Source organism: Brevundimonas sp. GW821-FHT10E09 (assembly GCF_058809375.1).
Genome location: NZ_JBXASO010000006.1, coordinates 11,839 through 33,592, shown reverse-complemented (window position 1 = coordinate 33,592; position 21,754 = coordinate 11,839). Strand labels below are relative to the sequence as shown.

The following is a 21,754-nucleotide window of genomic DNA, read 5'->3' as shown; positions in this document are numbered from 1 at the left end:
AGGGCAGGCCTGCACCGTCGGGGAGCGGGGGAGAGGCGTCAAGGGACAGATGGTCACCTCCCCGCGCGCGAAGGCGCGCGGGGAGGACAGATCGCGCCAGCGATCAGGAGGGGGCGACTCCGAAAGTAGGGATGACCCCAAGAGCGTCTGATACCGAGTCGCCCCCTCCTGGCGTTCGCTGACGCTTCCGCCTCACCTCCCCGTCGGCCTTCGCCGACGGGGAGGTGAGTTGGGTTCAGCGCTTGCGGGGCGTCAGGATGTCGCTGAGGCGGTCGGGGGTTCCCTCGATCCGCTCCAGGCGGGGGTAGCGCAGGCCGTCGTGGTAGGGCAGGGCGACGGTCTTGTACTGGTCGCCGTCCTTGACGATCAGGGTCACGGACACGGCCGGATCCTTGGCGGCGGTGACGGCGGCGGCGATGCGGTCAGGGTTGGAGGCCTGGCCGTTGACGGCGACGATCTCCATGCCCGGCGCCAGGCCAGCGTCGAAGGCGGGGCTGCCCCACTGGACGCTGCCGATGGCGTTGTTCTCGCCCGTCTGGAAGCCCAGCGAATAGGTGAAGTCGTTGCGTTTGAACTCCCCGTACAGGGTCTTCTGATAGGCGGTCGGGGTCTCGGTATAGACCAGCCGCCAGCCGCCGCGCGTCAGGCCGTCCAGAGGCGCATGGGCGTCCGGGCCGGTGGCGTCGAGGCGGGTGCGCAGGAAGGTCGCCCAGTCGTTGGCCACGACGCCGTTCAGGGCCGCCACCACATCCTCGAAGGTATAGGGGGCCGGTTCGAAACTGCCGTCCTGGACGCCGTAGAAGGCCTTGGCGAAATCATCCAGCGACTTGCGGCCGCCGGTCTTCTCGCGGATCGTCGTATCGACGTCGAGCCAGATCAGCTGGCCTTCCGAATAATAGTCCTCGTTCCGCTGCCATGACAGCCAGCCCTTGGGCCGGCGCTGGCTGATGATCGGGTCGTTGGTCGTGTCCTGAAGCGCGCGCCACTGACGGCCGACGCGGGCGTCATAGGTCGCGGCCGTCAGGGCCAGGGACTCAATGGCCTGGTCCTTGGTCAGCAGACCCGAGCGGGCGGCGATCACCTGCCCGTAATACTGGGTCTGGCCTTCATAGACCCAGAGCAGGCTGTTCTGCATGGGGCTGTTGAAGTTGGGGACGTACTGGTCGGCGGGGCGTCGCCATTTGCCGTCCCAGGAGTGGTTCATCTCGTGGCTGAGCAGGTCGCGGTCGCCGAGATGGGTGTCCCAGCCCGTGAAGAACTCGGGATCGACCGAGTTCTCGGAACTGCGGTGATGCTCCAGACCGATGCCGCCCAGCTTGTCGGTCATGGCGATCAGGAAGTCGTAGTGGTCGAAATGGCGGGCGCCGTAGAGGCGGTCCATCTGGGTCACGAGGTTGCGCAGGATCTGGATCTGCTCGTCGGTGGCTTCCAGGTTCTTGGCCTCGTCGGCGACGATGTTGGCGCGAACCGGAGAGCGGCCGCCGGGATCGAGATCGATCTGGCGATAGTGGAGGCCGGCGAAGACAGGGCTGTCGACCAGGACTTCCAGATTGACCGGCTTGAAGGTCTGGAGGTCGCCGTCCTTGCTCTCGGGCTCCAGCGCCGTGCCGAACCGCCAGCCGGTCGGGAACTTGACCGTCGGCTGGACCATGATGTTCCGCGACCAGTGGCCGGCGGGATAGAGCAGCATCTTCTCCCACTGGATGTTCAGCATCTCGGGCGTCATCGTCACCCGGCCTTGGTTGCCGGTGGTGGGCGACAGGTGCTGCATCCTGATCTTCAGCTCGGTCGCGCCGGCCGGAACGGTGATGTGGTAGGCGAAGGGGGACAGGGTGTCGCGCACCCATTCCACGCGCTGACCATTCGCCGTGATCTCGATCCCCGCCAACTGCACGATGGGCCCCACGGGGCCGTGGTTGCCCGGCAGCCATTCGGGGAAGAACAGGGTCATCGGCCCCGCCTGGGCCACCGGAATGGTCTCTGTGACGCCGAAGACGTGCTGGGCCAGGTTGGTGGCGTCGATATCCAGGGCGATCACGCCCGGATAGGCGACGTCCCGCGCCTCGGGGATCGGCGGCTGGGGCGCGGGCAGGGCGGGCGGATAGGTCGAAGCCTGCTGCGCCAGGGCGGCGGGCGCGGCCGAGACCAGCAGAAGGGCGAGGCCGGCGGCGCTCAGGCGGGATCGGATCATTGACGAGGTCTCATGCCGCTTGGGGAGGTTGCGACAGTCCGCCGCAGCGGCGGAGGCGTCAAGCCGGCGATGTCGGACTTTGGCGAAAACAGTCCGATGGGGGCAAGCCGGTGCGGGAATCGAGCCGGGGGTTCAGACCGACGCCGTCGTCGCCGGTCGCGCAAAAGGCTTAAGCGAGGTCCGGCGGCTTCCTGCCGTTGCCCGACTCCGCGCGGGCGGGTAGAGCGTTCGGCTTCTCCCGCCCAGCCGAAGTTCCAGACCATGCACGACATCAGAGCCATTCGCGAGAACCCCCAGGTTTACGTGGCCGGTTGGTCGTCGCGCGGGGTGGACGAGGCCGACGGGCTGGTGGCGGACATCCTGCGGCTGGACGCCGAACTGCGCCACGCCCAGACCACGGGCCAGGACGCCCTGGCCAAGCGCAACGCCGCCTCCAAGCTGATCGGCGCCGCCATGGGCAAGAAGGACATGGCCGAGGCCGACCGCCTCAAGGCCGAGGTGGAGGCGCTGAAGGGCGATATCGCGGCGGCCGCCGAGATCGAGGCGCGCGTCGGCAAGGAATTGCGCGACCTGCTGGCGGGGTTGAAGAACCTGGCCGCCGAGAACGTGCCCGACGGCGAGGACGAGGCGGGCAATGTCGAGGTCTCGCGCTGGGGAACCCCGCGTGAAGGCGGCCCGGCCAAGGATCACGCCGACCTGGGCGAGGCCCTGGGGATGCTGGACTTCGAAGCGGCGGCCAGGATGTCGGGAGCGCGGTTCGCGGTGCTGAAGGGCCAGCTGGCGCGGCTGGAACGGGCCGTGGGCCAATTCATGCTGGACCTGCAGACGGACCAGCACGGCTATCTGGAAGTGAACCCGCCGCTGCTGGTGCGGGACGAGGCGATGTTTGGCACGGGGCAGTTGCCGAAGTTTGAGGAAGATTTGTTCAAGGCGTCTTCAGTATCGAACGAAGTTGCAAAGAGTTTGCTGTCCCAAGCCATCACTGACGTGATTGATCAAAACCGCGCACAGGTGGAGTTTGAGGCGACAAGAGTTTATCCGAAGGGATGGGATGAAAGCTCGGCAAACTGGGATTCTACTCCTCAAGGAGCGATCAAGTTCTTTGAGGAGGCGCTTGATTACGTCTCAGGGCAGTATCGTTACCTCATCCCCACCGCCGAAGTCTCCCTGACCAACCTCGTGCGCGATCAAATCCTGTCCGAGGACGACCTCGCCACCCCGATGCGGATGACGGCCCTGACGCCGTGCTTCCGCGCCGAGGCCGGGTCGGCCGGGCGGGATACGCGCGGGCTGATCCGTCAGCACCAGTTCTCCAAGGTCGAGATGGTGTCGATCACGCGGCCGGAGGACTCCGAGGCCGAGCACGAGCGGATGACGGGCTGCGCCGAGGCGGTGCTGAAGGCGCTGGAGCTGCCGTTCCGGCGGATGCTGCTGTGCAAGGGCGACATGGGCTTCTCGGCCCAGAAGACCTTCGACCTGGAGGTCTGGCTGCCCAGCCAGGGGGCCTATCGCGAGATCAGCTCCTGCTCGAACTGCGGCGACTTCCAGGCGCGGCGGATGGACGCCCGGTTCAAGCGCGCCGGCGAGAAGAAGACCGAGTTCGTCCATACGCTGAACGGCTCAGGGCTGGCGGTCGGCCGGACCCTGGTGGCGATCATGGAGAACTACCAGCAGGACGACGGGCGGATCGCGGTGCCGACGGTGTTGCAGCCCTATATGGGAGGTTTGACCCATGTGGGCGCTTAATCCTCCCCCGTTGGGGGAGGGGGACCGCGAAGCGGTGGAGGGGGCCTGCCGCCCCCGTGCCGGTTCCGCCTGGCCCCCCTCTGGCGCGCTTCGCGCGCCTGTCTCCCCCCAAGGGGGGGAGATGGCATGAGAATCCTCCTGACAAACGACGACGGGATCGAGGCGGAAGGTCTTGAATCCCTTGAGCGGATTGCGCGAACGCTGAGCGACGACATCTGGGTGTGCGCCCCCGCCGTCGAACAGTCGGCCAAGGGCCGGGGCATCACCCTGAGCGAGCCGTTGCGGGTGCATAGGCACGGCGAGCGGCGGTTCTCGGTGACGGGGACGCCGACCGACTGCGTCATCCTGGCGGTCAACGACCTGATGCCGGAGCGGCCGGACCTGGTGCTGTCCGGCGTGAACCGGGGGCATAATATCGGCGAGGACGTCAGCTATTCGGGCACGGTGGCGGGCGCGCTTCAGGGCATGGCCTTCGGCATCCGCTCCATCGCTCTGAGCCAGAGCCTGGAGCGGTTCCACGACGAGGTGGTGGCCCACTGGGAGACGGCCGAGGCGTTCGCGCCGGCCATCATCACCAAGCTGCTGGACCAGAAATGGGCCAATGGGGTGGTGATGAACCTGAACTTCCCCAATCTGCCGCCGGAACGGGTCGAGCAGATCGAGGTGACGACGCAAGGGTTCCGCGACGTGGGCGAGATGCACGCGGTGCGACGCACCGACCTGCGCGGGCGCGACTACTACTGGATGAGTTTCCGCGGCGAGAAGCAGGAACATGCCGAGGGGACGGACCTGAGGGCCATCGAGGCGGGGCGGATCTCGGTCACGCCGCTGCACATCGACCTGACCCACATGGCCAGCGTCCATGACCTGAAGAAGGTGCTGGGCGGGGCGCCGCCCAAGAAGACGGAGCGCGCTGCGTGATGAGGCCGGCTGTCTCGCGCCCCCTCCACCACGACGCAAGGGCGTCGCGGTCCCCCTCCCCCAGGGGGGGAGGAAAATGAACCTGCACGACGACCGCGCCGGACGGCTGATCCTGTCGCTGCGCCAGCAGGGGGTGACGGATCCCCGGGTGCTGGCCGCGATGGAGAGCATCGACCGCGCGGTCTTCGTGCACGAGAAATTCCTGGACCAGGCCTGGGAAGACCAGGCCCTGCCCATCGACTGCGCCCAGACCATCAGCCAGCCCTATATCGTCGGCCTGATGACCCAGGCCCTGGACGTCCAGCCCCGCCACCGGGTGCTGGAGATCGGCACCGGCAGCGGATACCAGTGCGCGGTGCTGAGCCGGCTGGCCCGCTATGTCTATTCGGTGGAGCGGTATCGCAGCCTGCTGGTCGAGGCGGAGGCCAAGCTGCGGACGCTGGAGATCGACAATGTCATCACCAAACATGGCGACGGCGGCCTGGGCTGGATCGAACAGGCGCCCTTCGATCGCATCATGGTGACGGCGGCGTCTCCGGCCGAGCCGACCGAACTGTTGAAACAGTTGAAGCCGAACGGTGTTCTGGTCGCGCCCGTTGGCCGGACCTCGGTGCAGATGCTGCACCGCTATGTCGGTCAGGGCGACGGGTCGTTCCGGCGCGAGAGCCTGACGGAGGTGCGGTTCGTGCCCCTGGTCGAGGGGACGGCGAAGGAGGGGTAGGGGCGTGAGTGGTGAATCGTGAGTCGTGACTGAATGTCGCCCTCGATTCACCTCACGATTCACCTCTCACGAGTCACGCCGTCTCGCCGTTAACCTTAGCGCCCAACTTTGGCGATGATTGCGGGCTTGGCTTAAGCGGCGCGAGCGGGCACACCGGGCGGGCAGTTTTAACCATCTAAGGAGCGGCCGGTGGCGGTGATATCGGGCTGGATCAGAGCGGTTGTAATCGCGGGGGCGTCGCTGAGCGCGGCGGCCTGTATGACCTATCCGTCCGAGCCGCAGTATTCGACGCGACCGACGGTGGGCGGGCAGGGCGCCTATCCGCCGCCGGCGCAGCAAGGTCCGTATGGTCAGCCGACCTCTCCGCAGGCTCAGCCTTATCCGCAGCCGCAAGCGACGGCGCCGGTCGGCCAGGTGGATGGGGGATATCTGCCGCCGCCGGTCGCGGTGACGCCGACGCAGCCGACCTATGCTCCGCCTGCGCCCTCCTATCCGACCCCCTCGGGCGTGGTCACGCCGGGCGCCGCCTATGAGATTCAGCCGGGCGACACCATCTCGGGCGTCGGCCGGCGGTTCCAGACGCCGGTTCAGACCCTGATCGATCTGAACGGCCTGGGGCCGCGCGGCGCGATCACGACGGGCCAACGAATCATTCTTCCCGATGCGGCGGTCGATACAGGCCGCGATCCCTATGCGACCGGGCCTTCGCCGGCTGGAGTTCTGGTGCCGAATAGCGGCATGGCCCCGCCGCCGCCGCCGCCTCCGCCTTCGGGCAACGCCGCGCTGCCCGCCCAGACCCGTCCGACGGCCCCGGCCGTCGGCGCGGCTCGCCCGCCGGTCAGCGCCGCGCCTTCCGCGACGCCCGTTGCGGGCGGTCCCATCGCCCTGTTGTGGCCGGTGCGTGGCGATATCCTGCGGCGGTTCGGCCCGGTCGGGATGGGCGAGCGCAACAACGGGATCAACATCGGCGCCTCGGCCGGCGCCTCGGTCGTGGCCTCGGCCGGGGGACGCGTGGCCTATGTCGGCGACGATCTGGTGGGGCAGGGGCTGACGGTGCTGGTGGTCCACAACGGCGGCTGGCGCACGGTTTACGGCCATCTGGGTTCGGCCACGGTCAAGGATGGCGACGACGTGCGTGCGGGCCAGCAGATCGGCACGGTCGGTCTGACGGCCGGCGACGGACGCCCGTCGATCCATTTCGAAACCCGCCAGATGCGCGGCGACGACCCGGTCGCGGTCGATCCCCTGACCGTATTGCCACGCTGAACGTTTAGCCGCGTTGCAATCCGCGAGACGGAGCCCTAGGTTCCGCGCCTCGTTTTAATGGGGGCCGGCGAGGGCTGTCCCCCTTGTGTTCGGAGACTACCCATGGGCGCCCCAGCTGACGGCGGCATGATGGCCGTGATCATGCAGTTCCTGCCGATCGTCGCCATCTTCATCCTGTTCTACTTCCTGCTGATCCGTCCGCAGCAGAAGCGCGCCAAGGAACATGCGGCGGCCATCGGCGCCGTGAAGCGCGGCGACACCGTCGTGCTGTCCAGCGGCATGATCGGCAAGGTGACCCGTGTCGAAGAGGCCGAGGTCAACGTCGAGATCGCGCCCAGCGTCAATGTGCGCGTCGTCAAGACGATGATCGCCGAGGTGCGCAACCGCACCGCCATCGCCGCCAACGATTCCAAGGCCTGATACTTCGCGTATCGCTGAACCGAGACCGCCCTCATGATTCAGCTCTCGCGCTGGAAAGTCATCCTCGTCGTCGCCTCGGCGATCCTCGGCTGCCTGCTGGCCTTCCCCAACCTGCTGAGCTCGGCTCAGCGGGAGGCGCTGCCCGGCTGGCTGCCGAAGAACGCCCTGAACCTCGGGCTCGACCTGCAGGGCGGGTCGTATCTGCTGCTGGAAGTCGATGTGCCGGCGATGCGCGAAAAGCGCGTCACCAACCTGATCGAGGATGTACGGGTCACGCTGAACGGCGAGGGGATCGCCACCAACGGCTTCCAGCGCGAAGCCGGCGGGGTGATCGTGACCCTGGCCAATCCGGGGCAGCAGACGGCGGCCTTCGAGGCCCTGCGCCAGCTGGCCGGGGCCGCGGGCCCCTCGGGGCAGGTCGAGCGCACCGCGACGCGTGTGGGCGGCGACCGGATCCGCTTCGCCTATACGGACACGGCCCTGGCCGGCATGGGAGCGACGGCGGTGGACCAGTCGATCGAGGTGGTGCGCCGCCGGATCGACAGCCTGGGCACGCGTGAACCCTCCATCACCCGCCAGGGCGCCGACCGGATCGTGGTCCAGGCCCCGGGCGAGAGCGATCCTCGCAAGCTGGAGGAGGTCATCGGCCAGACGGCGCAGCTGACCTTCCAGATGGTGGATACCGAGAATTCGGTGACGGACGCCATGGCCGGACGGGTTCCGCCGGACGCCGAACTGCTTATGGACGAGCAGGGCACGCCCTATCTGGTCAAGAAGCGGGTGCTCGTCTCGGGCGAGAACCTGACGAGAGCCTCGGTCGATGCTGACCAAAGCGGTCGGCCGGCTATCGGCTTCCGCTTCGATGGCGCGGGCGCTCGCCGGTTCGGCGAGGCGACGTCCGCCAACATCGGCAAGCCCTTCGCCATCATCCTGGACGGCAAGGTCATCTCGGCGCCGCGCATCAACAGCGCCATCACCAACGGCTCGGGCATCATCGAAGGCCAATTCTCGATCCAGGAAGCCGCGACGATGGTGAACCTGCTGAACGGGGGCGCCCTGCCGGCGCCGCTGAACGTCGAGGAACGCCGGACCGTCACCGCCGAACTGGGCGCCGACGCCGTGACGGCGGGCGCCCTGTCGACCGCCGTCGGCTTCGCCATCATCGTGGTCTTCATGATCCTGGCCTACGGCTTCCTGTTCGGGGGCGTGTCGGTCATCGGCCTGGTGCTGAACGGGGTGCTGATCGTGGCGGCCATGTCGCTGACCCAGGCGACCCTGACCCTGCCGGGCATCGCCGGTCTGATCCTGACCTTCGCCGTGGCCGTGGACGCCAATGTGCTGATCTATGAGCGGATGCGCGACGAGGCCCGGTCGGGCCGCAGCGTGATCGCCAGCATGGACGCCGGCTTCTCCAAGGCCTGGGGCACGATCCTGGACGCCAATGTCACCACCCTGGTGGCGGCGGCGATCATGTTCGTCTTCGGCGCCGGTCCGGTGCGCGGCTTCGCCTGGACGCTGAGCATCGGCGTCTTCACCTCGGTGTTCTCGTCGGTTCTGGTGGCCCAGGTGCTGCTGGCCTACTGGCTCAAGACCGCCAAGCCCAAAAAACTGCCGATCGCGGAGTGATGGCGATGCGTGGATGGCCCTTCATCAAACTGCTGCCGCAGAAGACGAATTTCCATTTCGTCAAATACGCCCGGTTCGCCGCGGTGCTGTCGGTGGTTCTGTGCGTCGCCTCGATCGTGGCGTGTTTCGTTCCCGGCCTGAACATGGGCATCGACTTCCGGGGCGGCGCCTCGATGGAGGTGTCCAAGCCGGCCGGTCAGGCTATCGAGCTGGACCGCGTGCGTGAGGCGGTCAACAGCCTGAACCTGGGCGACGTCCAGGTGCAGGGCATCGCCCGGCGCGACACCAATGTGGATGACGGCTCGACCGCCATTCTACGCTTCCAGGTGCCGGAAGGCCGCGACCAGACCCAGGTGGTCAACCAGGTCGAGACCGCAATCAGCCAGACCGTGGGCGAGGTCCAGTATTCGGGCGTCAGCGTCGTCGGCTCCAAGGTCTCGGGCGAGCTGTTCACCTCGGGCCTGCTGGCCCTGGGCGTCGCCATCGGCCTGATGTTCCTCTACATCTGGTTCCGGTTCGAACCGCAGTTCGGCTTCGGCGCCGTGATCGGCCTGCTGCACGACGTGGTGCTGACCTTCGGTCTGATCGTGCTGTTCCGGCTGGAGTTCAGCCTGAACATGGTCGCCGCCATCCTGACCGTCATCGGCTATTCGATGAACGACACCGTGGTGGTGTTCGACCGTCTTCGCGAGAACCTGCGCAAGTATAAGACCATGCCATTGCGTGAGGTGATCGATCTGTCTCTGAACGAGACCCTGTCGCGGACCATCATCACCGGCGTGACCGCCGTCATGGTGCTGGCGGCCCTGGCGATCTTCGGCGGCGAGGCCCTGTTCGGCTTCTCGATCGCCCTGATGTTCGGCATCATCATCGGCACCTATTCGTCCATCTATGTCGGCGCGCCGATCATCCTGCTGTGGGGCGTCAAGCGCGGCGCCCTGGCCGACGACGCCAAGCCGATCAAACTGGGCATGGCCAGCCGGCCCTGATCATCGCATCCTCTCCCGGAAACGGGGGAGGGCGTGATGAGGCGAAGTTTCGTGCTGGCGGCGTTTCTGGCGCTTGGCCTGGGCATGGGCGCCGAGGCCCAGACCCATGTTGGCAAGGACGCCTATCAGGGACTGCACTGGTCGGTCGCCGCACCCCAGGGCGCGTCCTGGACCCTGGTCTGTCGATTTCGCCCTGTGACGGTCTGGGTCAGTCCCTATGAGCGGGACCGCTGGATGAACATCATGACTCAGGATGGCCGAGGCAGCCGCCATGGCCGCCTGCCCGGCGACAACGGCCGCTGCTCCCTGACCAAGACCGGCGGCGAGGGCTCGGTCGGGATCGCCCTGGTCAAGAACGGCATGGCGACGTCGGCGGGCACGCGCGATCAGGCGAACCCAGCGAAGGTGACGGTGTTCTGAACCTGATCGCGCTCTACGCGATTCCCACCCTCTCGCCCGTCACCCCTCGGAACGAGCCCGAGGGTGACGGGCAGTGGAACGGAATCGTCAGCGCAGCGAGGCGGCGAAGCGCTGGATGCGGGTGCAGGCTTCTTCCAGCACGGCGTCGGAGGTGGCGTAGCTGATGCGGAAATAGGGCGACAGGCCGAAGGCCTCGCCCTGGACCACGGCGACGCCCTCGGCGTTCAGCAGTTCGGCGGCGAAGGTGCTGTCGCCGTCGATGACCACGCCCGATTCCGTCGTCTTGCCGATCAGGCCGGCGATGGACGGATAGACGTAGAATGCGCCTTCCGGCACAGCGCAGGTGAGGCCGGTCGCCTGGTTCAGCATCGAGACGACCAGGTCGCGACGCTTCTCGAAGGCGGCCTTGCGCTCGGGGATGAAGTCCTGGGTTCCGTTCAGGGCCTCGACCGCCGCCCACTGGCTGATGCTGGTGGGGTTGGAGGTGGTCTGGCTGGCCACCTTGCGCATCAGGTCGATCAGCGCCTTCGGCCCGCCGGCGTAGCCGATGCGCCAGCCGGTCATGGCATAGGCCTTGGACACGCCGTTGACCGTCAGGGTGCGATCGATCAGGTCGGGCGCGACCTGGGCGATAGTGGTGTAGTCGAAGTCGCCATAGACGAGGTGCTCGTACATGTCGTCGGTCAGCACCCAGACGTGCGGGTGGCGACGCAGGACGTCGGCCAGGGCCAGCAGCTCCGCCTGGGTGTAGGCGGCGCCGGTCGGGTTGGACGGGCTGTTCAGGATCAGCCACTTGGTGCGGGGCGTGATGGCGGCCTCCAGCACCTCGGGACGCAGTTTGAAGCCGTCCTTCTCCTCGCCGACCACGGTGACGGGCTCGCCGCCGGCCAGCAGGACCATGTCGGGGTAGGAGACCCAGTAGGGGGCGGGCACGATGACCTCGTCGCCGGGGTTCAGGGTGGCGACCAGGGCGTTGAAGATGACCGGCTTGCCGCCCGGCGCGACGTGGATCTGCGACACGTCATAGTTCAGACCGTTCTCACGCGCGAACTTGGCCACGATGGCCTTCTTCAGCTCGGGCATGCCGTCGGCGTCGGTGTATTTGGTCTCGCCGCGATGGATCGCGTCGATCGCGGCCTGTTTGATATTCTCGGGCGTGTCGAAGTCCGGCTCTCCGGCGCCGAGGCCGATCACGTCGCGGCCCTCGGCTTTAAGCTTCCGGGCCTGGGCGGTCACGGCGATGGTGGCCGAGGGCTTGACGCGGGCGAGGGCGGAAGATTGCAGGCTGGACATGGGTATCCCGTCGATCTTGGAAGGTTCGTGCCGGGGAAGGCGAGGTTCCTTACGCGCCGTCGCCGTTCGGGACAATCCGCCGACGCTCGCTAATCGCCGGACAGGATGATAAGCGGCGCTCCTGATGCGCTGGATCATCGATTTCCTGTCGAATATGGAGGCGCGTCGCTGGCGCGCCGTGCTGGCGACGGCCCTTCTGCTGGGCGCCATGATCGCCCTGTTCGCCGTGGGCAAGAGCCAGTTGGGCCTGGACGCCGAGGTGAGGCTGGAGGCCTGGCTGGGCGGGTTCAGGCATGGGCCTTGGGGACTGCCGGCCGCCATCGTCGTCTTCACAGTCGCGGCCTTCTTCGGGGCGCCGCAGTTCATCCTGATCGCCGCCTGCGTCGTGGCCTTCGGGCCGTGGTTCGGGTTTCTGTACAGCTGGATCGCCACGGTCGCCTCGGCCGCCGTCACCTATTGGATGGGGCGCGGGCCGACGGCGCGCCTGCTTGAACGGCACGGGGGCAGGACGGTGGGGCGGCTGACTCGGTTCGTGGGTCAGAACGCCTTCTACGCCAGCTTCATGATCCGCAACGTGCCGTCGGCGCCCTTCATCGTCGTCAACATGGCGTTCGGCGCGGCGCGGGCGTCGTTTCCCGGCTTCCTGGCCGGTTGCGCGCTCGGAGTGCTGCCCAAGACGGCCCTGGTGGCCTTCTTCGGCGGATCCTTCATGACGGCGGTCAGCGGCGACGGGATCTGGACCTCGGCCATACTGGCGGGCGTGGCCCTGGCCTGGCTGGCTCTGATGCTGGGTGTTCGCGAATGGGTGAAGCGGCGCGAAGTCGCGCGCGGCGACTGATCCGGCAAGCGAAAGGCAGCATGTTTCACAGGCTGTTTCCCACCCTCATGACGCTAACGTGAACACCCCCAAGCGCGGCTGTTCCACAGGGTTGGGGGTGAACTTGGATACGGTGCGCTAAGGGGGTTGTATTCCCTGTTTCATACGGGCACACGGGCCAACGGTAGACGTGGCGAAGACGATCAGGAAGCTGTCCGGCAAGGGGATGTCAGGGCAGCGGGGCGTCGCCAGGTCAACTGCGAAACTGACGCCCTCGGTCAAAGAACAACGGTATCGATTCCCATGAGCTTTTCCCTTTTCGGCGCGATCTCCAACGACATCGCGATGGACCTGGGCACCGCCAACACCCTGATCTACATGAAGGGCAAGGGCATCGTCCTGAACGAGCCTTCGGTCGTGGCCCTACGCAATGTCGGCGGACGCAAGATCGTCCACGCCGTAGGCATAGAGGCCAAGCAGATGCTGGGCCGCACCCCGGGCCACATGGAAGCCATCCGCCCGATGCGTGACGGCGTCATCGCTGACTTCGAAGTCGCCGAAGAGATGATCAAGCACTTCATCCGCAAGGTGCATAACCGCAAGGGCTTCGTGAACCCGAAGATCATCGTCTGCGTGCCGTCGGGCGCCACGGCGGTCGAGCGTCGCGCCATCAACGACTCCTGCTTGAACGCCTCTGCGCGCCGCGTGGGCCTGATCGACGAGCCGATGGCCGCCGCGATCGGCGCAGGCCTGCCGATCCACGAGCCGACCGGCTCGATGGTCGTCGACATTGGCGGCGGCACGACGGAAGTGGCTGTCCTGTCGCTGTCGGGCATCGTCTATTCGCGTTCGGTCCGCGTCGGCGGCGACAAGATGGACGACAGCATCATCAGCTACATGCGTCGCAACCATAATCTGCTGATCGGCGAGACGACCGCCGAACGCATCAAGAAGGACATCGGCACCGCCCGTATCCCGGCCGACGGCGAAGGCCTGTCGATCGAGGTCAAGGGCCGCGACCTGATGCAGGGCGTGCCGCGCGAGGTCCGCATCTCGGAACGTCAGGCGGCCGAAGCCCTGGCCGAGCCGGTGACCCAGATCATCGAGGCGGTGAAGGTCGCGCTGGAGGCCACCCCGCCGGAACTGGCCGCCGACATCGCCGACAAGGGCATCATGCTGACGGGCGGCGGCGCTCTGCTGCGCGGCCTGGACATCGAGATCCGCGACCATACCGGCCTTCCGGTTTCGGTGGCTGACGATCCGCTGTCGTGCGTCGCCATCGGTTGCGGCCGCGTTCTGGAACATCCGCGCTGGATGAAGGGCGTGCTCGACTCGGCGCTCTGATCAATTCGTCTGCAGCCGGGTGAGAACCTGGCTGCAAATCCTTTCGGGCCTTCGCGATCAACGGTTCCATTCTGGCCCCGATTTTGCGATAGGCAGGCATGACGGCAGGGGCGCCTGCCGATTCCAACCCCTTATGTGGAAGGTCGCCCGTGGCGTTTCGCGACGGCCCTTTTGAAAACCTGAAGGTGCCGCTGGCCTGGACCGCCGCGGTGGTCGCAGTCGTGGCCATGGCGGGCGCGGCTCTTCTTCTTGTCAGCGATCGCACGACGCCGGACGGCGGCTCCAGCTATGGCGCGGCGCGGGGGGCTGCGGCCTCTGTGACCGGGCCGGTCAGCGGCGTCTTCGCCGCGCCGGTGCGCTGGGTCGGCGCCGTCACCGATTACATCGGCGGGTATTTCTTTGCAGTGTCCGAGAACCGGCGGCTGAGGGCCGAGGTGGCCGAGTTGGAGCCCTGGCGCGACCAGGCCATCGCCTTGAAGAACGTCAACGCCCGTTATGAAGCCATGCTGGGTCTGCGGACCGAACCGGCCGTGCCCATGGTCACGGCGCGCGCCATTTCGGATGCCCGCGGCCCCTTCAATCGCGCCAAGCTGGTGGATGTCGGCGCGTCGAAAGGCGTGCGGATCGGCAATCCGGTCATTAACGAGCACGGTCTGATCGGCCGCGTCACCGGCGTCACCGGCGGCGTCAGTCGCATGGTGCTGCTGACCGACGTCGCGTCCCGTACGCCGGTTCTGGTGGACCGCACCGACGCCCGCGCCCTGCTGACCGGCGACGGCAGCGACAACCCCCGGCTGGAGTTCGTGCGCGGGGCCGGTTCTGTGCAGGCGGGCGACCGGATCCTGAGTTCCGGCGATGGCGGCGGCCTGCCGCGCGGCATTCCCATCGGCGTGGCGGCCAAGGGGATCGACGGCAGCTGGCGCGTGAAACTGTTCAGTGATCGCGGCGCCATCGACTATGTGCGGGTTCTGCTGTTCCAGGACTTCGGCCAACTGATCGATCCGAATGCGCTCAATGCGCCGCCCCTGGCCGGTTTGACCACGGCGCCTCCGCCGAACGCTGAACAGGCGGGCGCCATAGGCGACGCGGCAGCACGCCGTCAGGCGGCCGCGGAGGCCCAAGCGGCACGGGCGCGCGCCGCCGCCGCCGTCGCCGCGACACCGCCTGCAAAAACACCGGCGGCGCCCCAGGCGCGTCCCGTTCAGACTCGTCCGGCGCAAACTCGACCCGCCGCCGAGGCGCCATCGGCGGCGACGTCTCCACAACCAACGCCCGCACAGGCGCCGGAGGGCGTGACGTGAGACGTCCGGTCGCGGTCCGCGTCGTCGGACCTCTGCAATGGATCGTCTATCCGGCCCTGGCGGCGATCGCCGCCACCATCATCTTCGCCACGCCTGTGCAACTGTTCGGCTTGATGCTGCCGGAGCCGGTGTTTCCGATGGTGCTGGCCTTCGCCTGGCCGCTGATCCGGCCGTCGATGACGGCGCCCGCAGTACTCTTCGGGCTTGGTCTGTTCCTGGACCTGTTGTGGAACGGACCTCTGGGCCTTTGGGCTCTGTGTCTGATGGGCGTCTATGTCGTGATCCTTTTGTCGCGCAATCTGCTGGCTGGGCATGAGGGGGTGATCCGCTTCGCCTGGTATATGGCCTGCACCTTGGCCGCCTTCCTGGTCGCCTATGTGATCGTGGCGGTGAGGGCGGGCAATCCGCCGGCGATCCTGGCCCTGATCGGCCAGATTCTGCCGACCCTGATCCTGTATCCGATCGCCGACTGGATGCTGGAACGGTTCGACGACGGGGATATCCGGTTCCGATGAGCGGCGAACCCTCCATCTTCTTCGCCGACGTCAACGAGCGCCAGGGCTCCTTCCTGCGCCGCACCTTCGTGTTCGGCGGGCTGACGGCCCTGGGGGTCACGGCCCTGGTGGGGCGGCTGGCCCAGCTTCAGGTCGTCCAGGCCCAGGAATATGCGACCCTGTCGTCGCAGAACCAGTTCAACTTCCGCATGGTCCCGCCGCCGCGCGGCCTGATCAAGGACCGCAACGGCGTGGTCATCGCCGGCAACCGGCCCAGTTTCCGGGTGCTGGTGATCCGTGACGAGACCAAGGATCTGGATCAGACGCTGGATCTTCTGGGCCGTCTGCTGCCCGACACGCTGGAACGTCGACGCGCGATCATCCGCGAGGTCAACGCCTCGCCCAAATTCAACCCGGTGCCGGTCAAGAGCGACCTGACCTGGGAAGAGTTCGCCAAGGTCAACCAGTACGCCAACGAACTGCCCGGCGTCATGGCCGACATGAACGAGGCCCGCTACTATCCGTTCGGCGGCGCCTTCGCCCATGTGATCGGTTATGTCGCCAAGGTGTCTGACCGCGACGTCAAGGCGATCCGCGATAAGGGCGAGACGGTGCCGCCGCTGCTGTTCAACCCCGGTTTCCGGATCGGACGCCAAGGCGTCGAAAAAGCGCTGGACGAAGCCCTGCGCGGAGAGCCGGGCGGCAACCGGGTTGAAGTGGACGCCCGGGGCCGGGTGGTGGCCGAGGATATCGGCGGTTCACGCACCGCCGTGCCGGGCAAGGAGGTTGTTCTTACTCTGGACGCCGATGTCCAGAACCGGGCGCTGGAGGTGTTCGGCGAAGAGTCCGGCGGTTGCGTGGTGATGGACGTCCGCAACGGCGACATCCTCTGCATGGTGTCCGCGCCCTCGTTCGACCCCAACCTGTTTGTTGGCGGTATTCCCTCCAACGTCTACAGCGCTCTCCGCGATTATGAGCGCAAGCCGCTGCTCGACAAGGCCATCGGCGGCGTCTTTCACCCCGGGTCGACGTTCAAACTGACAACCTCGCTGGCCTTGCTGGAGGCTGGGGTCGATCCTGACGAGCGGGTGGTCTGCACCGGCGGCTATCGCTTCGGGTCACGGACGTTCCGCTGCTGGAAACCCGGCGGCCACGGCCCCATGAACATGCATGATGCGATCAAGACGTCGTGCGATGTCTATTTTTATCACATGTGCAATCGGGCCGGCGTCGACAAGATTCAGGAGGTCGGCAAGAAGATCGGCTTCATGCAGACCTACGACATCGGGGTCGGCAACCAGAAGGCCGGATCGATTCCCAGTCGGGCCTGGAAGGCGAACTACAACAAGAACAATCCCAACCCTGATTCTCGGACCTGGTATCCAGGCGAGACCTTGTCGGTTGCGATCGGGCAGGGCGACGTGAACGTCACAGCTCTGCAACTGGCCGTGACGACCGCGCGCTTCGCCAATGCACGAAAGGCGATCATGCCGCGTCTGATCAAGTCGGTCGGCGGGGTGGATCAACCCAGCGGCGCTGCGGTGCCCGATCTGCCCTTCCCGCCCGAACACCTCGAAATCGTTCGTCAGGGCATGGTGGCGGTGGCCAATGACGTCGGGGGCGGCGCCTATCGCCAGAGCCAGCTAGGGCTCGGCGACATCAAGATGGCCGGCAAGACAGGCACGGCGCAGGTGCGCAACTACGGAACAGGCTCTCGCAAGAGCGCCGACGTCACCTGGGCGCTGAAGGACCACAACCTATTTGTGGCGTTCGCCCCTGTGGACGAGCCGCGCTACGCTATCGCCGTCATCATTGAGCATGGCGGCTTGGCCGGATCGACCGCTGCGGCTCCACGTGCGCGCGAAATCATGCGCACAGTGCTGCTTAAGGACCCGGACATGGTGGCGCGTATGACGCGACCACCACCACCGGAGCCTACAGCCTCGGCCGAGACAGCCGAACTAGAAGGCGCTGCGCCTCCCGAGCCGGATGTCGTGGGGGCTGAGACGGCACGTCGCACCCGTCAGATGCCGACCGTCACCACGGGTCCACGCCCCTATCTGTCCGAGCCGCGCTGATGACCGCTTCCGCCCTGTCCCGTCCCGGCGAGCGCGAGCGCGTTTCGATCAAGATCAGTCAGATCGACTGGCGTCTGCTGGCTCTGATCTGCGTGGTGTCCGGCACCGGCGCATTGATGCTCTATTCCGTGGGCGGAGGGTCCTGGTCGCCGTGGGCGGCGAAACACCTGATCCGCTTCGGCATGTGCGTGGCCCTGATGCTGGCCCTGTCCATGGTCAATATCCGCTTCTGGTTCGGCCTGGCCTATCCGGTCTATGGGGTGGCCCTGCTGATGCTGGCCCTGATCGAGGTTCCGGGCCTGGGTTATACGGCCATGGGCGCGACCCGCTGGCTGAACCTCGGCGTGACGCGCATCCAGCCGTCCGAGATCATGAAGATCGGCGTCGTTCTGGCCCTGGCGCGCTGGTATCACGGCGCTTCGGCCAAGGAGGCCAGCTTCCACTGGAAGCTGATCTATCCGGTCGCCATCATCGGCCTGCCCTTCCTGCTGGTGGCGCACCAGCCGGACCTGGGCTCGGCCATGCTGATCGGCCTGACCGGCGCGGCCATTATGTTCATGGCGGGGCTGAGCTGGAAGATCATCGCTGCTGTGGGCGCCGCCGCCGTGGCGCTGATTCCGCCCTATGTGATGTTCGGCATGCACGAGTATCAACGCCACAGGGTGCTGACCTTCCTGAACCCGGAGGCCGATCCGTCGGGCACGGGCTATCACATCATGCAGTCCAAGATCGCCCTGGGCTCCGGCGGCTTCCTGGGCAAGGGGTTCGGCCTGGGCAGCCAGAGCCAGCTGGAATTCCTGCCCGAAAAACACACTGATTTCATCTTCGCGGCGGTGTCCGAGGAGTTCGGTTTCGTCGGTTCCTTCACCATCCTGGCCTGTTATGCGGCGATCATCCTGATCTCGCTGCGGATCGCATCCCTGTCGCACAGCCATTTCGGCCGTCTGGCCGCGTCGGGGGTGACCGCGACCTTCGCCATGTATGTGCTGATCAACGGCGCGATGGTCATGGGGCTGGCGCCCGTCGTGGGGGTGCCGATGCCGCTGCTGTCCTATGGCGGCACGGTGATGCTGACGGTGATGATCGGTTTCGGCCTGGTGATGGCCACGCGCGTGCACCGTTACGCCGAACTGCCCAAGGGCCAAGGCCTGATCTGACGCCGTTCGCGCGTTCGGAAGCGCGGGTTTTGGGGCGTCGCCTGCACAGCGTCTTACAGCGACGGATTTCCACCACCAGATCAACACCTTCAATTCGGCGGGCCGAATCATGAGCGAAACGAAGCCGACCTCCCCGGAACTGGTCTGGGACGTCCGGGCGGAGCTGGGCGAGGGGCCAGTATGGGACGCCGAGCGCAAGGCGGTGTGGTTCGTCGACATCAAGGGTCGAAAGCTGCATCGTTATACGTCCGGGAGCGGCGAGACCGCCTTGTGGGACTCGCCGGACCAGACCGGCTTCGCCCTGCCGGCCGAGGACGGTTCGCTGGTCTACGGCGTCGGTGGCGGCCTGCATCGATTCGACCCGGAAACGGGCGTCTTCACCATGATCCAGCCGGTCGAGGCGGACCGGCCGCAGAACCGCGTCCGTCCGTGAGCGCCGAAGCCGTAATCCAATTGCGCGCCGGAGACTGGCGCGCCTCCCTGACGCCGGGTCTGGGCGGCGCGATCCTAGACCTGAGCCTACATGGCCGATCGGTGTTGCGGCCAACGCCGAAGGGGGCGACCGACCTGCTGGAAACCGCCTGTTTCCCGCTAGTCCCCTACGCCAACCGGATCGCCGACGCGCGGTTCGTGTTCGAGGGGCGCGAGGTCAGGCTGACCGCGCTGGACCGGTTCGCCCCCCACGCCCATCACGGAGACGGCTGGCTGAAGCCCTGGGCGGTCGAGGCCGTCGACGATGCGAGCGCCGACCTGAGGCTGGACTGGTCGGACCAGGCTGCGGCCCAAGCAGGCGGCTGGCCTTGGCCGTGGCGGGCGCGTCAGGCGGTCAGGCTGACGGACCAGGGGCTGGAGATCAGCCTGTCGGTGACCAACACCGGCGATACGGTCATGCCCGCCGGCCTGGGCCTGCATCCCTATTTCCCCAGACATCCAGACACCCGGCTCAGGCTTTCGGCGACGGGGGTGTGGCTGACCGACGCGCGCGGAATTCCCGAACGGCTGGCGGCGCCGGATGCGGTGGCGGACTGGGGCGACGGCCTGGCCCTGGCCGAGGCCCCCTTTGTCGATCACGCCTACGCCGGCTGGACCGGCGAGGCCCTGCTGGACGGGGACGGGCACCGCATCGTGCTGAACGGCGGCGCGGGCGCGGACTGGGTCCAGGTCTATGCTCCCGTCGGGGCCGACTTCTTCTGTGTCGAGCCGGTGACGCACCGACCGGACATTCTGAACGGGACGCCGGGCGAGGCCGGCGGGCTGGCGCGACTGGCGCCAGGCGAACACCTTACCCTGGTCATGCGTCTGACGGCCGAAGCGATCTAGAGGCCGTTCCGCGCGCCGCCCGTTCCAGGCCGTCACGAAGGCGGCGGCGTTGCGACCGACCTGCTCGGGCGATTGGCCGGGCTTGAACACGGCAGAGCCGAAGCCGGAGGCAGCCGTGCTGGACCCGTGATAGAATATCGGATCGTCGACAGGTTCGGTCTGCCGCACGACCGCCGCTGACGCACCGCCGCGGCGGCGACAAAAAAGCCCCGGTCCCGCCTGGCGAGACCGGGGCTTTCCGATCCGGCTGAAGCGGATCACGCCTTGGGGGCGGGGGTCTTGTCCGAGGAACTGCGGGCCAGTTCGCGGTTGAGCCACAGGGCGACCAGGGTGCAAATCGCGCCGGACAGCAGATAGGCGCCGGCGGCGATCAGGCCGAACTGGCTCGAGATCCACAGGGCGACCAAAGGGGCGAAGCCGGCGCCGAACAGCCAGGCCAGGTCCGAGGTCAGGGCCGACGATGTATAGCGGTTGGCCAGGGAGAAGCTGGACGCCACCGGACCGGAGGCTTGACCGAACGACAGGCCCAGCAGGATGAAGCCGGAGATCATGAAGGTCAGCTCGCCGATCGCCCCGCCGTTCAGCAGCTGGGGGGCGAAGCCCGAGAAGGCGGCGATGCCGGCGGCGGTGACCGCCAGCAGGGCGCGTCGGCCATAGCGATCGGCCAAAACGCCCGAAGCGAGGATGGCCAGCAGGCCGAAAACGGCCCCGACCATTTCGATCAGCAGGAAGCGGACCGGCGTTTCCTGGGTGAACAGGAAGACCCAGGACAGGGGGAAGACGGTGACCATGTGGAACATGGCGAAGCTGGCCAAGGGGGCGAAGGCGCCGATGGCGATCCGGGGGCCTTCCGCCTTGATGGCGGTGTGGACCGGAGTGGGCTGCAGCTCGCGGGTCTCGAACAGCTTCTGGAAGCTGGGGGTCACGACGATGCGAAGGCGGGCGAACAGGGCCACGACGTTGATGGCGAAGGCCACGAAGAAGGGATAGCGCCAGCCCCAGTCCAGGAAGTCGGCCGCCGACAGGGTGTTCAGGAAGAAGGCGAACAGGGCAGAGGCGACGATCAGGCCGATGGGCGCGCCCAGTTGGGGAATCATGGCGTACCAGCCGCGGCGATTCTCGGGGGCGTTGACCGCCAGAAGCGAAGCCAGGCCGTCCCAGGCGCCCCCCAGCGCGACGCCCTGACCGATGCGGAAGACAGCGAGCAGTACGGCGGCGGCGATGCCGATGGTTTCATAGCCGGGCAGGAAGGCCACGGCCACGGTCGAGGTGCCCAGCAGGAACAGCGCTATGGTAAGCTTGGCGCCGCGCCCGAATTTCTGGTCGATGGCGATGAACAGGGCCGTGCCGAAAGGGCGGGCCAGGAAGGCCAGGGCGAAGATCGCGAAGGACAGCAGCGTGCCGCCGATCGGCCCGGCGAACGGGAAGATCAGTTGCGGAAACACGACCACGGAAGCGATGGCGTAAACGAAGAAGTCAAAGAACTCCGACGTCCGGCCAATGATCACGCCGATGGCGATTTCGCCGGCGTCCACCTTGCCGTGATCGGAGTGGAGGGCTGCGGCGTCGCGTTCCAGCGACTCTGACGAAGGGGTCGTCGAGACGGACATGGGCTGGGATCGCTCCGTGAAATTTGAGATTTGGGCATGC

19 protein-coding genes are annotated in these 21,754 nt (G+C 66.9%); 16 read left to right on the top strand and 3 right to left on the bottom strand.

Annotated features, from left to right (window positions below):
• Positions 1 to 235: 235 nt before the first annotated feature.
• Positions 236 to 2,191, bottom strand: a complete 1,956-nt coding sequence (locus AC1RSI_RS07105; protein ID WP_447941530.1) for a M61 family metallopeptidase — start codon at positions 2,189 to 2,191, stop codon at positions 236 to 238.
• A 261-nt stretch (positions 2,192 to 2,452) separates the two neighbouring features.
• Between AC1RSI_RS07105 and serS the strand changes: the two genes are divergently transcribed.
• The 8 genes from serS (at position 2,453) to AC1RSI_RS07065 (ending at position 10,300) form a co-directional block, all read left to right on the top strand.
• Complete coding sequence (gene serS, locus AC1RSI_RS07100; RefSeq protein ID WP_154727078.1) at positions 2,453 to 3,937, top strand: serine--tRNA ligase; 1,485 nt, start codon at positions 2,453 to 2,455, stop codon at positions 3,935 to 3,937.
• A gap of 126 nt (positions 3,938 to 4,063) precedes the next feature.
• Positions 4,064 to 4,858, top strand: coding sequence for a 5'/3'-nucleotidase SurE (gene surE, locus AC1RSI_RS07095; RefSeq protein WP_447941529.1), 795 nt, complete (start codon positions 4,064 to 4,066; stop codon positions 4,856 to 4,858).
• 76 nt (positions 4,859 to 4,934) lie between these two features.
• A complete protein-coding gene (locus AC1RSI_RS07090; protein WP_008264048.1) occupies positions 4,935 to 5,579 on the top strand; it encodes a protein-L-isoaspartate(D-aspartate) O-methyltransferase in 645 nt (214 codons plus the stop codon).
• A gap of 258 nt (positions 5,580 to 5,837) precedes the next feature.
• Positions 5,838 to 6,845, top strand: coding sequence for a peptidoglycan DD-metalloendopeptidase family protein (locus AC1RSI_RS07085; RefSeq protein WP_154726181.1), 1,008 nt, complete (start codon positions 5,838 to 5,840; stop codon positions 6,843 to 6,845).
• Between the two features lie 102 nt (positions 6,846 to 6,947).
• Positions 6,948 to 7,265, top strand: a complete 318-nt coding sequence (gene yajC, locus AC1RSI_RS07080; protein ID WP_008262385.1) for a preprotein translocase subunit YajC — start codon at positions 6,948 to 6,950, stop codon at positions 7,263 to 7,265.
• Positions 7,266 to 7,298: 33 nt separating this feature from the next.
• On the top strand, positions 7,299 to 8,891 hold the full coding sequence (gene secD / locus AC1RSI_RS07075; RefSeq protein WP_035306253.1) for a protein translocase subunit SecD: 1,593 nt from the start codon (positions 7,299 to 7,301) through the stop codon (positions 8,889 to 8,891).
• The gene (secF, locus tag AC1RSI_RS07070; protein WP_008261126.1) at positions 8,891 to 9,880 is read left to right on the top strand and encodes a protein translocase subunit SecF; all 990 of its coding nucleotides are present in this window, start codon (positions 8,891 to 8,893) and stop codon (positions 9,878 to 9,880) included. Before secD ends, secF begins: the two co-directional genes overlap by 1 nt.
• Before the next feature lie 36 nt (positions 9,881 to 9,916).
• Positions 9,917 to 10,300: a hypothetical protein gene (locus AC1RSI_RS07065; RefSeq protein ID WP_008261029.1), complete on the top strand. Its 384-nt coding sequence runs from the start codon at positions 9,917 to 9,919 to the stop codon at positions 10,298 to 10,300.
• An 87-nt stretch (positions 10,301 to 10,387) separates the two neighbouring features.
• Here the strand turns inward: AC1RSI_RS07065 and AC1RSI_RS07060 are convergent, their stop codons facing one another.
• The gene (locus AC1RSI_RS07060) at positions 10,388 to 11,593 is read right to left on the bottom strand and encodes a pyridoxal phosphate-dependent aminotransferase (protein WP_008263621.1); all 1,206 of its coding nucleotides are present in this window, start codon (positions 11,591 to 11,593) and stop codon (positions 10,388 to 10,390) included.
• A 124-nt stretch (positions 11,594 to 11,717) separates the two neighbouring features.
• On the opposite strand from AC1RSI_RS07060, the gene AC1RSI_RS07055 reads away from it, so the two are divergent.
• From AC1RSI_RS07055 to AC1RSI_RS07020, 8 genes are all read left to right on the top strand, one after another.
• Positions 11,718 to 12,431 carry a TVP38/TMEM64 family protein gene (locus AC1RSI_RS07055; protein WP_008262957.1) on the top strand — a complete coding sequence of 238 codons (714 nt, stop codon included), beginning with the start codon at positions 11,718 to 11,720 and terminating at the stop codon, positions 12,429 to 12,431.
• Positions 12,432 to 12,713: 282 nt separating this feature from the next.
• On the top strand, positions 12,714 to 13,754 hold the full coding sequence (locus tag AC1RSI_RS07050) for a rod shape-determining protein (RefSeq protein WP_008260883.1): 1,041 nt from the start codon (positions 12,714 to 12,716) through the stop codon (positions 13,752 to 13,754).
• Positions 13,755 to 13,903: 149 nt separating this feature from the next.
• The gene (mreC, locus tag AC1RSI_RS07045) at positions 13,904 to 15,055 is read left to right on the top strand and encodes a rod shape-determining protein MreC (RefSeq protein WP_035306262.1); all 1,152 of its coding nucleotides are present in this window, start codon (positions 13,904 to 13,906) and stop codon (positions 15,053 to 15,055) included.
• Positions 15,052 to 15,570, top strand: coding sequence for a hypothetical protein (locus AC1RSI_RS07040; protein WP_035306265.1), 519 nt, complete (start codon positions 15,052 to 15,054; stop codon positions 15,568 to 15,570). The genes mreC and AC1RSI_RS07040 overlap by 4 nt, the downstream gene beginning before the upstream one ends.
• Complete coding sequence (gene mrdA, locus AC1RSI_RS07035; RefSeq protein ID WP_154726180.1) at positions 15,567 to 17,627, top strand: penicillin-binding protein 2; 2,061 nt, start codon at positions 15,567 to 15,569, stop codon at positions 17,625 to 17,627. The genes AC1RSI_RS07040 and mrdA overlap by 4 nt, the downstream gene beginning before the upstream one ends.
• Positions 17,627 to 18,784, top strand: coding sequence for a rod shape-determining protein RodA (gene rodA / locus AC1RSI_RS07030; protein WP_154726179.1), 1,158 nt, complete (start codon positions 17,627 to 17,629; stop codon positions 18,782 to 18,784). Before mrdA ends, rodA begins: the two co-directional genes overlap by 1 nt.
• Positions 18,785 to 18,893: 109 nt before the next feature.
• A complete protein-coding gene (locus AC1RSI_RS07025) occupies positions 18,894 to 19,217 on the top strand; it encodes an SMP-30/gluconolactonase/LRE family protein (RefSeq protein ID WP_008259108.1) in 324 nt (107 codons plus the stop codon).
• The gene (locus AC1RSI_RS07020) at positions 19,214 to 20,104 is read left to right on the top strand and encodes an aldose 1-epimerase (RefSeq protein ID WP_154726178.1); all 891 of its coding nucleotides are present in this window, start codon (positions 19,214 to 19,216) and stop codon (positions 20,102 to 20,104) included. The genes AC1RSI_RS07025 and AC1RSI_RS07020 overlap by 4 nt, the downstream gene beginning before the upstream one ends.
• A gap of 257 nt (positions 20,105 to 20,361) precedes the next feature.
• Here AC1RSI_RS07020 and AC1RSI_RS07015 read toward each other — a convergent pair whose 3' ends face one another.
• Positions 20,362 to 21,714, bottom strand: coding sequence for an MFS transporter (locus tag AC1RSI_RS07015; RefSeq protein WP_008260602.1), 1,353 nt, complete (start codon positions 21,712 to 21,714; stop codon positions 20,362 to 20,364).
• Between the last annotated feature and the right edge of the window lie 40 nt (positions 21,715 to 21,754).

Excerpts from the sequence above, each read along its gene's own strand:
- AC1RSI_RS07025 (WP_008259108.1), top strand. The coding sequence starts at position 18,894 with ATGAGCGAAACGAAGCCGACCTCCCCGGAACTGGTCTGGGACGTCCGG.
- AC1RSI_RS07055 (WP_008262957.1), top strand. The coding sequence starts at position 11,718 with ATGCGCTGGATCATCGATTTCCTGTCGAATATGGAGGCGCGTCGCTGG.
- secF (WP_008261126.1), top strand. The coding sequence starts at position 8,891 with ATGGCGATGCGTGGATGGCCCTTCATCAAACTGCTGCCGCAGAAGACG.
- mrdA (WP_154726180.1), top strand. The coding sequence starts at position 15,567 with ATGAGCGGCGAACCCTCCATCTTCTTCGCCGACGTCAACGAGCGCCAG.
- rodA (WP_154726179.1), top strand. The coding sequence starts at position 17,627 with ATGACCGCTTCCGCCCTGTCCCGTCCCGGCGAGCGCGAGCGCGTTTCG.
- yajC (WP_008262385.1), top strand. The coding sequence starts at position 6,948 with ATGGGCGCCCCAGCTGACGGCGGCATGATGGCCGTGATCATGCAGTTC.
- AC1RSI_RS07085 (WP_154726181.1), top strand. The coding sequence starts at position 5,838 with ATGACCTATCCGTCCGAGCCGCAGTATTCGACGCGACCGACGGTGGGC.
- serS (WP_154727078.1), top strand. The coding sequence starts at position 2,453 with ATGCACGACATCAGAGCCATTCGCGAGAACCCCCAGGTTTACGTGGCC.
- secD (WP_035306253.1), top strand. The coding sequence starts at position 7,299 with ATGATTCAGCTCTCGCGCTGGAAAGTCATCCTCGTCGTCGCCTCGGCG.
- AC1RSI_RS07050 (WP_008260883.1), top strand. The coding sequence starts at position 12,714 with ATGAGCTTTTCCCTTTTCGGCGCGATCTCCAACGACATCGCGATGGAC.
- AC1RSI_RS07065 (WP_008261029.1), top strand. The coding sequence starts at position 9,917 with ATGAGGCGAAGTTTCGTGCTGGCGGCGTTTCTGGCGCTTGGCCTGGGC.
- AC1RSI_RS07105 (WP_447941530.1), bottom strand. The coding sequence starts at position 2,191 with ATGATCCGATCCCGCCTGAGCGCCGCCGGCCTCGCCCTTCTGCTGGTC.
- AC1RSI_RS07015 (WP_008260602.1), bottom strand. The coding sequence starts at position 21,714 with ATGTCCGTCTCGACGACCCCTTCGTCAGAGTCGCTGGAACGCGACGCC.
- AC1RSI_RS07090 (WP_008264048.1), top strand. The coding sequence starts at position 4,935 with ATGAACCTGCACGACGACCGCGCCGGACGGCTGATCCTGTCGCTGCGC.
- AC1RSI_RS07060 (WP_008263621.1), bottom strand. The coding sequence starts at position 11,593 with ATGTCCAGCCTGCAATCTTCCGCCCTCGCCCGCGTCAAGCCCTCGGCC.
- surE (WP_447941529.1), top strand. The coding sequence starts at position 4,064 with ATGAGAATCCTCCTGACAAACGACGACGGGATCGAGGCGGAAGGTCTT.